This is a genomic window from Streptomyces sp. NPDC005202 (assembly GCF_040608235.1).
GTDB lineage: Bacteria > Actinomycetota > Actinomycetes > Streptomycetales > Streptomycetaceae > Streptomyces.
The window spans coordinates 19,478-30,231 of the sequence record NZ_JBEXHW010000051.1 but is presented as its reverse complement, the minus strand read 5'-3'; the positions used below and the strand labels follow the sequence as shown (position 1 = coordinate 30,231).

6 protein-coding genes and 1 pseudogene are annotated in these 10,754 nt (G+C 71.9%); 1 reads left to right on the top strand and 6 read right to left on the bottom strand.

Annotated features, from left to right (window positions below; translation table 11 throughout):
* From ABZV31_RS35800 to ABZV31_RS35785, 4 genes are all read right to left on the bottom strand, one after another.
* The coding region (locus ABZV31_RS35800) for a flavodoxin-dependent (E)-4-hydroxy-3-methylbut-2-enyl-diphosphate synthase (RefSeq protein WP_355901023.1) at positions 1-158 on the bottom strand (158 nt) is incomplete at its 3' end.
* 169 nt (positions 159-327) lie between these two features.
* Entirely contained in the window at positions 328-1,620 is a 1,293-nt protein-coding gene (locus tag ABZV31_RS35795) for a site-2 protease family protein (protein WP_355901022.1), read from the bottom strand.
* An 8-nt stretch (positions 1,621-1,628) separates the two neighbouring features.
* A complete protein-coding gene (gene dxr / locus ABZV31_RS35790; protein ID WP_355901021.1) occupies positions 1,629-2,891 on the bottom strand; it encodes a 1-deoxy-D-xylulose-5-phosphate reductoisomerase in 1,263 nt (420 codons plus the stop codon).
* A gap of 304 nt (positions 2,892-3,195) precedes the next feature.
* Complete coding sequence (locus tag ABZV31_RS35785; RefSeq protein WP_355901020.1) at positions 3,196-5,136, bottom strand: acyl-CoA dehydrogenase family protein; 1,941 nt, start codon at positions 5,134-5,136, stop codon at positions 3,196-3,198.
* 678 nt (positions 5,137-5,814) lie between these two features.
* On the opposite strand from ABZV31_RS35785, the pseudogene ABZV31_RS35780 reads away from it, so the two are divergent.
* Positions 5,815-7,344 (top strand): annotated as a pseudogene (locus ABZV31_RS35780) (glycoside hydrolase family 3 C-terminal domain-containing protein); the annotation flags it as partial.
* Positions 7,345-7,402: 58 nt separating this feature from the next.
* Here the strand turns inward: ABZV31_RS35780 and ABZV31_RS35775 are convergent.
* A complete protein-coding gene (locus tag ABZV31_RS35775; RefSeq protein WP_355901019.1) occupies positions 7,403-8,848 on the bottom strand; it encodes an aldehyde dehydrogenase family protein in 1,446 nt (481 codons plus the stop codon).
* A gap of 162 nt (positions 8,849-9,010) precedes the next feature.
* Entirely contained in the window at positions 9,011-10,714 is a 1,704-nt protein-coding gene (locus ABZV31_RS35770) for a PucR family transcriptional regulator (RefSeq protein ID WP_355901018.1), read from the bottom strand.
* Between the last annotated feature and the right edge of the window lie 40 nt (positions 10,715-10,754).

Genomic DNA, 10,754 nt, shown 5'->3' with positions numbered 1-10,754 from the left:
GTCGCGCCGACGTCCGAGGTCCGCGTCGTCGTCATCGACTGCACCGACACCGGCGCGTCCCCGCCCACCGCCACGGATCCGACCTGGATCTGCCGGCTCTTCCGGCGCTCGGCGAGCTTGGTCGGAACGGACGGCATGCCGAGAGAAATCGCAGTCATCTGCTGTGCAACCCCAAGTCGTGGATCAAGGTCCGGTCCCGTCAGCGGCGGGCTCCAGGCTTCGAGATTACGGCACCGGTGGTTGCCCGAGCACATCCCACCCGTCAAACCCACTCAATGGGAAGCGGCCGGGCAGGAAGCCTGCCCGGCCGCCGCGAACGCCGCGTGGCTACGAGATTCTCACCGGGTTGACGACGTCCGCGACCAGGACCAGCAAGGTGAAGCAGATGAAGATCCCCGCCACCACGTACGCCACCGGCATCAGCTTCGCCACGTCGAACGGGCCCGGGTCCGGGCGGCGCAGGACCTTCGCCACGTGCCGGCGCAGCGACTCCCACAGGGCGCCCGCGATGTGCCCGCCGTCGAGCGGGAGCAGCGGGAGCATGTTGAACAGGAACAGGGAGAGGTTGAAGCCGGCGACCAGCATCAGGGCCATGGCCAGTTGCTGGGTGGGCGGGATGTTGAGGGTGAAGATCTCACCGCCGACGCGGGCCGCGCCGACCACGCCCATCGGGGAGTCGGGCTGGCGGGGGGCACCGTCGAAGGCCGCGTTCCACAGGGCCGGGATCTTGCCGGGCAGGCTCGCAATGGAGTCGACGGCCTCGCCGATGCGGTCGCCCATCCAGGTCAGGGACTCGCCGAAGTTTTGGCGCACGATGCCGGTGGCGGCGCTGAAGCCGAGGAAGCCGGCGCTGACGTACTGGCCCTGGACGATCTGGCCGTGGGAGTCCTTCTTGGCGACCTGGTTGGTGGCGATCTTTGCGTGCAGGGTGACGTCCTGACCCTTGCGCTCGACGACGATCGGCACCTCCTTGCCGGGGGTGGCGCGGATGAGGTCGGACAGCTGGTTCCAGTTGTCGGTCCTGACCCCGTTGAAGGAGACGATCTTGTCGCCCGCCTTCAGGCCCGCGGCCGCGGCCGGGGAGGGGGCATCGGTCTTCTTGCAGCTGTCGCGGTTCTCGCTCTGTGCGATGACGCACTGGGAGACCGAGCTGACGGTCGTGGTCTGCTGCGAGATGCCGAAGCCCATCAGCACGGTGAGGAACAGCGCCACCGCGAGGATCAGGTTCATGAAGGGGCCCGCGAACATCACGATGACCCGCTTCCACGGGGCGCGCGTGTAGAACAGGCGCGTCTCGTCTCCCGGCCTGAGCTCCTCGAAGGCCGCCGACCGGGCGTCCTCGATCATGCCCCGCCAGGGCGAGGTGGAGCGCGCCTCGAGACGGCCGTCGGGTCCGGGCGGGAACATGCCGATCATGCGGATGTAGCCGCCGAACGGGATGGCCTTGAAGCCGTACTCGGTCTCGCCCTTCTTCCGCGACCAGATGGTCGGGCCGAAGCCGACCATGTACTGCGGCACGCGGATGCCGAAGAGCTTGGCGGTGGACAGATGCCCCAGCTCGTGCCACGCGATGGAGACCAGCAGGCCGACCGCGAAGACGACTATGCCGAGGATCATCATCAGGGTCGTCATGCACGCGCCTCCGCGGTCGCCGTCTGCGCTGTCAGTTCGCGGGCCCGGGCACGGGCCCAGGTCTCCGCTTCGAGGACGTCCGGCACGGTGAGCGAGGTTCCCGTGCGGGGTGTGCCGTGCTCCTCGACCACTCGTGTCACGGTCTCCATGATCCCGTTGAACGGCAGTGCCCCGCTCAGGAACGCGTCGACGCACTCCTCGTTGGCCGCATTGAACACGGCCGGGGCGGTTCCGGCGAGCCGGCCCACGTGCCGGGCGAGGCCGACCGAGGGGAAGGCGTCGTTGTCGAGGGGGAAGAACTCCCAGGTCGACGCGGTGCTCCAGTCGAAGGCGGGCGCCGCGTCGGGAACGCGTTCGGGCCAGCCGAGGCCGATGGCGATGGGCCCGCGCATGTCGGGGGGCGTCGCCTGGGCGAGTGTGGATCCGTCGGTGAATTCAACCATCGAGTGGACATACGACTGCGGATGCACGACGACCTCAATGCGGTCGAAGGGAATGTCGTACAGCAGGTGGGCCTCGATGACCTCCAGACCCTTGTTGACGAGGGTGGCGGAGTTGATCGTGATCACCGGGCCCATGGCCCAGGTGGGGTGGGCGAGGGCGTCCTCGACGGTGACGTTCGCCAGTTCCTCCTTCGTCCGGCCGCGGAAGGGGCCGCCGGAGGCGGTGACGACGAGTTTGCGGACGTCGGCGCGGGTGCCGGCGGCGAGGGCCTGAAAGAGGGCGGCGTGCTCGGAGTCGACGGGGATGATCTGACCGGGCTTGGCGAGCGCCTTGACCAGCGGGCCGCCGACGATGAGCGACTCCTTGTTGGCGAGCGCGAGGGTGCGGCCCGCTTCGAGGGCGGCGAGGGTCGGGGCGAGGCCGATGGAGCCGGTGATGCCGTTGAGGACGGTGTGGCAGTCGGAGGCGGCGAGCTGGGTGGCCGCGTCCGGGCCGGCGAGGATCTCGGGGAGCGGCTCCGTCGTCCCGTACTGCGCGGAGAGCGCCTCGCGCAGCGCCGGTACGACGTCCTCGCGGGCGACCGCGACGGTCCGGGCGCGGAGCCGGTACGCCTGCTCGGCGAGGAGGCCGACCCGTCCGCCGTTGGCGGAGAGTCCGGTGACGCGGAAGCGGTCCGGGTTGCGCAGCACGAGGTCGATGGCCTGGGTGCCGATGGACCCGGTGGAGCCGAGGACCACCACGTCCTTGGGTCCGTCACCGGCGACGGGGTCGAAGACGAGGTGCGGGTCGGCGAGAGGGGCTGGACTGTCGCTCATCCCTCCATTGTTGCCGCAACGGCTGCGCGGGAGGACAGCGCGTCGTCCCTCGGTGGGTGCCGTGGCGGTGACCGGCCTCCGACAGGGGTCAATTCGTCCTTTGTGAAGCCGGCGTGAAGCGTGAAGACGGGCGCGCGCAGGACCGTCAAGGTGCACGCGGCCGCGCCCCGGACACCGCGCCGAACACGCCCCGGACACCGCGCCGAACAGGTACCGCAGCCGCCACCGGTCGACTGCTCCTCCTGGACGACGCGGGATCCGGGCGACGCGTCCTGGCGAGAGGTACTGCTCTGCCGGCCGGCAGCTACCTGATCGGCCGGTGCACGTTCTCCCGCTGTGACGGTCCGGAGGTCGCGTCCGCGATCCACGGGCCGTCGCCCGAGGGATCGATGATCCCCTGCTCCAGCCACTCGTAGGCACCGCCGAGGACCCCCTTGACGACCTTGCGGTCGAGGTCGTCGGTGTTGGTCCACAACCGGTCGAAGAGTTCCGCCACGCGGATGCGGGCCTGGCGGCAGAAGGCGTCGGCGAGTTGATACGCCTCGCGCCCGTGGTCGCCCTGGCTGCGCAGGAGTTCGGCCCGTACACAGACCGCGCTCATCGCGAACAGCTCCGCGCCGATGTCGACGATCCGGCCGAGGAAGACCTGCTTGGTCTCCATCCGGCCCTGCCAGCGGGACATGGCGTAGAAGGTGGAGCGGGCGAGCTTGCGGGCGTGGCGCTCGACGTAGCGCAGGTGCGGGGAGAGGTCGACATGGCCTGCCGGGTGGAACTCGGCGTACGAGCGCGGGAGTTGGCCCGGTCCCGCGACCAGCCTCGGCAGCCACTTGGCGTAGAAGACACCGGCGTTGGCGCCCGCCTTCGCCTTGTCCGACAGGGACTTGTCGGGGTCGATGAGGGCGCCGGCGACCGACAGGTGGGCGTCGACCGCCTCGCGGGCGATCAGCAGGTGCATGATCTCGGTGGAGCCCTCGAAGATGCGGTTGATGCGCAGGTCGCGCAGGATCTGCTCGGCGGGGACCGCGCGTTCGCCGCGGGCGGCGAGGGACTCGGCGGTCTCGAAGCCGCGGCCGCCGCGGATCTGGACCAGTTCGTCGGCCATCTTCCAGGCCATCTCGGAGCCGTAGAGCTTGGCGAGTGCGGCCTCGATGCGGATGTCGTTGCGGTTCTCGTCGGCCATCTGCGAGGACAGGTCGAGGACGGCCTCCAGGGCGAACGTCGTGGCCGCGATGAACGCGATCTTCGATCCGACCGCCTCGTGCAGGGCGACCGGTTTGCCCCATTGCTCCCGGGCTGCGGACCACTCGCGGGCGATCTTCAGGCACCACTTGCCCGCGCCGACACACATGGCGGGCAGGGACAGCCGGCCGGTGTTCAGGGTGGTCAGGGCGATCTTCAGGCCCTGACCCTCCTCGCCGATGCGGTTGGCGGCCGGGACGCGGACCTGGTGGAAGCGGGTGACACCGTTCTCGATGCCGCGCAGGCCCATGAAGGCGTTGCGGTTCTCCACCGTGACGCCCTCGGAGGCGGCCTCCACGACGAAGGCCGTGATGCCGCCCCGGTGGCCCTCGGACTTCGGCACGCGCGCCATGACGACGAGGAGGTCGGCCACCACCCCGTTGGTCGTCCACAGCTTGACCCCGTCGAGGACGTAGTCGTCGCCGTCCGGGACCGCCGAGGTCGCCAGGCGCGCCGGGTCGGAGCCCACGTCCGGCTCGGTCAGCAGGAACGCCGAGATGTCGGTGCGGGCGCAGCGCGGCAGGAAGGTGTCCTTCTGCTCCTGGGTGCCGAACATTTTCAGGGGTTGCGGTACGCCGATCGACTGATGGGCGGACAGCAGGGCGCCGATCGCGGGGCTCGCGGAGCCGGCCAGAGCGAGGGCCTTGTTGTAGTAGACCTGGGTCAGGCCGAGGCCGCCGTACTTGGTGTCGATCTTCATGCCGAGGGCGCCGAGCTCCTTCAGCCCGGTGATGACGTCGTCCGGGATCCGCGCGTCGCGTTCGATCCGGGCGGAATCGATCTTCGTCTCGCAGAAGTCGCGCAGCTTGGCGAGGAACTCCTCGCCCCGCTGGGCGTCGTCGTCGGCCGGGAGCGGGTGCGGGTGGATCAGATCGAGCCGGAAGCGGCCGAGGAACAGCTCCTTGGCGAAGCTGGGCTTGCGCCAGTCCTGCTCCCGGGCGGCCTCCGCCACCTGGCGGGCCTCACGCTCGGTGACAGTGGGTTTCTTGGTGGTTGGTGCGGACATGAGGCTCACCTCGCCGCGAATAGGGAACTTGGGGGCGGTACGTTACTGACCGGTGCTACTGGATCGTATGTACCCGATACCGGGCGGGCTCACCACCCCTCGCGCACGGACGCTCGCAGTTCACCGTCTGTATCGACGTGGTTGCACCCAGCATCACGTGAGGGTGACGTGAAGGCCAGTCGTGGACTCCACCACTTGGGCACATCCGTTCGGTGGGGATCGACGAGAGGCGGATGGGCCTGTGACCGCGACGTATGGCTGGGGGCACATGCGGGATGTCGGCGTGTCGGAATCCGCCGGGGAGCCGGGGGCGGAAACGTCCGGGGACGCCACCGGGGCGACGAGAGCGACAGGAACGGCGGGGACGGCGGGGACAACAACGGCGGGGACAACAGGGGAAACGATTCGCTACGCCGAGGCGGAAGGAGACGGCCGGCACTGCCCAATCCGGGCCGTGCCATACCCAGGGTCCGAACGGGTGACGGCACGGCCCACTGGTACCGGCCGCTCGCGGTACTCACCGACACCTGCGGGATCGGCGTCCCGCTCGCCGCGGCCCTGGACGCCGACGGACAGGACGTGCCGGTGGTGGGCGGCCTGGTCGGAGCCGGCGTGTGGGCGGCCATCCGGGCGATGCGCCGCCGGTACGCCGCCCAGCGGCTCGGCGAGTCGTGGCGCGCCCTCCGCCAGGGCCTGTTGACCGAAGCCGGCATCGACACCGCCGTCCGCCGGCAGCTCTCGGTCCGCTTCCGGCTCGGCGAGTTCGACCCGCAGGACGACCCCCACGAGGGCACCGAGGACTTGGACAACCCGGCGCACCGCGCGCTCGCCCAGGAGGCCGCCGAGCAGGCGGTCGTGCTGCTGAAGAACGACGGCCTGCTGCCGCTCGTGAACGACACCCGCATCGCCGTCGTCGGTCTGCTCGCCGACGAGTGCAAGCTCGACTGGTACAGCGGCACGCTCCTGCACCGGTCCACTCCGCTGGAGGGCCTGTACGAGCGGTTCGGCGCCGAGCGAGTGGAGTTCGCCGAGGGGGTGGACCGGGTACGGCTGCGCACTGGTGACGGCACCTTCCTCCACGTGCCGTCCGTCGAGGGCGCCGCCGAGGAAGTGCGCGGCGCCGAGGGCGCGTTGGACCCCGCCCTGCTGGCCGGCCGCACCGACCTGCCCCCGCTGACCACCGACGCCACCGGCACCGAACTCGCCCTGATCGACTGGGGCGGGGGCGTCCTGACGCTGCGCGCGCCGGACGGCCGCTACCTGTCGGTGGCCGACGACGGTCACGTCCGCACCTCGGCCGACCAGCCCGGAGGCTGCGTCGTGCAGGAGACGTTCCGCCTCGAACCCCACGGTAACGGTCACCTCCTGCGGCACATCGGGACGGGTCGCCACGTCTCTGTCGCCGCCGACGGCGTGAAGGTTGCCGAGGAGGAGGACGGCGGGGACGTCTTCGAGCCGGTCGTCTCCGAGCGCGGCGAGGACGCGGTCGCCCGGGCGGCCGCGCGGGCCGACGTAGTCCTGGTGGTCGCGGGCAACGACCCGCACATCAACGGCCGTGAGACCGAGGACCGTACGACCCTGCGGCTGCCCGACCACCAGGAGCGGCTGCTGCGCGCCGCCCGTGCCGCCAACCCGAACACGGCGCTCGTGCTGGTCTCGGGTACCCGTACGCGGTCGACCCGGCGCCCCTGAGGGCAGTCCTGTGGATTGCGCGCACGGCGGCCAGGCCGCGGGCACCGCCCTGGCCCGGGTGCTGGCCGGCGACGTCTCCCCCGCGGGCCGTCTCCCGCAGACCTGGTACGCGGACGACGCCGACCTGCCCGACCTGCCCGACCTGCCCGACCTGCCCGACCTGCCCGACCTGCCCGACCTGCCCGACCTGCCCGACTACGACATCATCGGCAGCCGCCAGACCTACCTCTACTTCGAGGGCACCCCCTCTTCCCCTTCGGGCACGGCCTGTCGTATGCGTCCTTCGCGTACGGCGACCCGACCGCCCGGGTCGAGGGGGACGCGGTGCACGTCTCCCTCACGGTCACCAACACCGGGGACGTCACCGCCGACAAGCAGCTCTACACCCAGGCCGTGACGCCGTCGGTCCCGCGCCCGCGCCGCGAACTGGCCGCCCACCGCCGCATCACGCTCGCCCCCGGCGCGACGGCAAGGCTCGCCTTCGGCATCACCTTGTCGGCCCTCGAGTTCTGGGACGCGACGACGGCCGGAGCCCCCGCACAGCGGGCTCCGGCCGTGGTCTCCAGGTGACGGGTCAGAGAGCGAGACCGGTCAGGACGAGGACGCGCTCGTAGGTGTAGTCCTCCATCGCGAACTTCACGCCCTCGCGGCCCACACCGGACTGCTTGACACCGCCGTACGGCATCTGGTCGGCGCGGTAGGACGGGACGTCGCCGATGACCACGCCGCCGACCTCGAGGGCGCGGTGGGCGCGGAAGGCGGCCTGCAGGTCGTGGGTGAACACGCCTGCCTGGAGGCCGTACTTGGAGTCGTTGACGGCGGCGAACGCCTCCGCCTCCCCGTCCACCTTCTGCACGGTGAGGACGGGCCCGAAGACCTCCTCGCAGGAGATCGTCACGTCGGCCGGGACGTCGGTGAGGACGGTCGGCGCGTAGGAGGCGCCGTCGCGCTTGCCACCGGTGAGCAGGGTGGCCCCGGCCTCGACGGCCTCCTGCACCCACGCCTCGACGCGCTTGGCCGCGTCCTCGCTGACCAGCGGGCCGACGTCGGTCTTGTCGTCGGACGGGTCGCCGGTGACCTGCGCCTCGACGGCGGCGACGATGCGCGGCAGCAGCCGGTCGTACACCGACGCGTCGGCGATCACGCGCTGCACCGAAATGCAGGACTGGCCGCCCTGGTAGTTGGAGAAGGTGGCGATGCGGGTCGCGGCCCAGTCGAGGTCCTCGTCGCTCGCGTAGTCGGCGAGGACGACGGCCGCCCCGTTGCCGCCCAGCTCCAGGGTGCAGTGCTTGCGCGGCACCGAGTCCATGATCGCGTAGCCGACCTTCTCGGAACCGGTGAAGGAGATGACCGGCAACCGCTCGTCCTGGACGAGGGCGGGCATGCGGTCGTTGGAGACCGGCAGGATGCTCCAGGAACCGGCCGGGAGTTCCGTCTCGGCCAGCAGCTCACCGATGACGAGCCCGGACAGCGGCGTGGCGGGCGCCGGCTTCAGGATGATCGGCGCGCCGGCGGCGATGGCCGGGGCCACCTTGTGGGCGCACAGGTTCAGCGGGAAGTTGAAGGGCGCGATGCCGAGGACGACGCCCTTGGGGAAGCGGCGGGTGAAGGCGAGGCGCCCCTGGCCGCCGGCGTCGGTGTCGAGGCGCTGGGCCTCGCCGCCGTTGAACCGCCGGGCCTCCTCGGCGGCGAACCGGAACACCGAGACGGCACGGCCGACCTCGCCCCGGGCCCACTTGATCGGCTTGCCGTTCTCGGCGGAGATGAGCTGCGCGATCTCCTCGGTGCGCTCGACCAGCCGCTTGCTGACGTGGTCGAGGGCGGCGGCACGCACGTGCGCCGGGGTGGCGGCGAACTCGTCCCGCACGGCGTACGCGGCGGCCACGGCCTCCTCGACCTGGGCGTCGGTCGGCACGCTGACCCTGCCGACCAGCCGCCCGTCCCACGGGGAGGTGACGTCGAAGGTGTCCTCGCCGGTGACCTGGCGGCCGGCGAGCCAGAAGGCGTGGGTGGCTGCCATGTTTTCCTTTGGCATGTACGAGTCCCGGCCCTTCCGCGTTGGGGGTGGGTGGTCTTGGCTTGCGTGGTCCACGGTAGGCCGGGGGTGGCCGGGGGTCGTTTGTCCGAGTCGTAGCAGTGGAGGCGGGAGACACGCCGAAATGGCCTACCTGGCCGGATGCTCCTACTCGGCCGACGTCGCCTTCAGCGCCAGCCACAGCTCCATCCGCACGTCCGGATCGTCCAGGGAGCGGCCGAGGATCTCCTCGACCCGCCGCATGCGGTACCGGAGCGTGTGCCGGTGCACGCCGAGGTCGGCGGCGGCCGCGTCCCACTGCCCGTGCCGGGACAGCCAGGCACGCAGGGAAGCCACCAGATCCCCCCGGCCCGTGGCGTCGTGCTCGTACAACGCCCGCAGCAGCCCGTCGGCGAACGCCCGCACCGCGTCGTCGGCCAGCAGCGGCAGCACCGACCCGGACGCCACCTGGTCGTGCTCCACGAACACCCGGCCCCGCCGCCGCGCCACCGACAGCGCCTGCTCGGCCTGTTTGTACGCGGCGGCCGCCGCGATGGGACCGGCCGGTGCCGACAGCCCCACGACCAGCTCGTCCTCGTCGCCGCCACCCGCCTGTTCCCGTACGGTCGCGGCCCGCGCGGCCTCCAGCGCCGCCGCGTACTCCCCGCACGCCGCGACGGCCGCGCCCCCGTCCGCGGCCAGCACCACCAGCCGCTCCCCCTCGGGCACGACCAGCACGGCCTCCCCGGAGCGCGCCGCCGCCGACTCCACGACCTCGGCGAGTCCCGCGAGCGGATCGCCACCGGTGTCGGCGGCGGCCAGCACGGCGGCCGAGGGCGATGAGGACGCCCCGGCTCGGGCGGAGCCGAGGGCGGCGGAGACCGGCACGCGCGCGTGGGCGTCGGCGTGCGCCCGCGCGGCCGACGCGGAGGCCGACTCGGCGACGATCATCCGGAAGGGCGCGTCGAGCAGGCCGCCGTACAGGTCCCCGGCGACGGCCCGGGCGTGGTCCGGCTGCCCGGCGAGCAGCATGCGCAGCACGGCCGCGCTGACCCGCTGCTCGGCGGCGTGCAGGGAGCGGGAGCGTTCCGTGGTGAGCGTCAGCAGGGCGATGGCAGAGTGGACGGCGTACCGCTCGGCCGTGCCGAGGGTCGCGGCCGTGCCGACGGCGAGCGCGGCGCGCGGGCGCCGTCCGGTGCCGATGGAGTGCAGTTCGACGCGGTCCTCGGTCTCGGGAACGCCGACCACCGCGCTCGCGGGCGCGGGCCGGTCCCGCAGCCGCTCGACGTCCGCCGTGAGCCGGGCGGCCCGTCGCCCCGCCCACTCGGGTGCGGTCGCGACCACGGCGCCCGAGGCGTCGTACAGGGCCGCCCATCCGTCGACCTGCGCCGCGAGCGCGGCGAGCAGCCCCTCCGGTCCGGCGTTCAGGGCCTGCTTGGTCAGCTCCCGCTGGGCGGCGAAGCCCGCCGTGACCGCCCGGTACTGGTCGGCGGCGATCGCGGCGGACACCGCCTTGCTGATGGCGAGGAAGGGCGTGCGGCGGGGCACCTCCAGCAGCGGCAGCCCCTCCTCCTCCGCCGCGTCGACCAGTGCCTTGGGGATCTCGTCGTAGTTGACGCCGACGGCGAAGCCGAGCCCGACGACTCCCGCCCCGACCAGCCGCTTCACATAGCGGCGCATGGCCTCCGGGTCCTCCGCGTCCAGCTTGAGCGCGGTGATCAGCAGCAGCTCCCCGCCCTCCATGTACGGCACGGGGTCGGCGAGCTCGCTGGCGTGCGCCCAGCGGACGGGCACGTCCAGGCGGTCCTCGCCCGCGCGCACGGTCAGTTTGAGCGCGGAGTGGTGGACGAGCGAGGCGAGCGTCGGGGGCATGAGGCCTTCAGGTCTGCGGAGATCGGGTGATCATTGTGAT

Coding starts and splice junctions, on each gene's coding strand:
- ABZV31_RS35795 (WP_355901022.1), bottom strand. CDS start 1,620: ATGATGATCCTCGGCATAGTCGTCTTCGCGGTCGGCCTGCTGGTCTCC.
- dxr (WP_355901021.1), bottom strand. CDS start 2,891: ATGAGCGACAGTCCAGCCCCTCTCGCCGACCCGCACCTCGTCTTCGAC.
- ABZV31_RS35785 (WP_355901020.1), bottom strand. CDS start 5,136: ATGTCCGCACCAACCACCAAGAAACCCACTGTCACCGAGCGTGAGGCC.
- ABZV31_RS35775 (WP_355901019.1), bottom strand. CDS start 8,848: ATGGCAGCCACCCACGCCTTCTGGCTCGCCGGCCGCCAGGTCACCGGC.
- ABZV31_RS35770 (WP_355901018.1), bottom strand. CDS start 10,714: ATGCCCCCGACGCTCGCCTCGCTCGTCCACCACTCCGCGCTCAAACTG.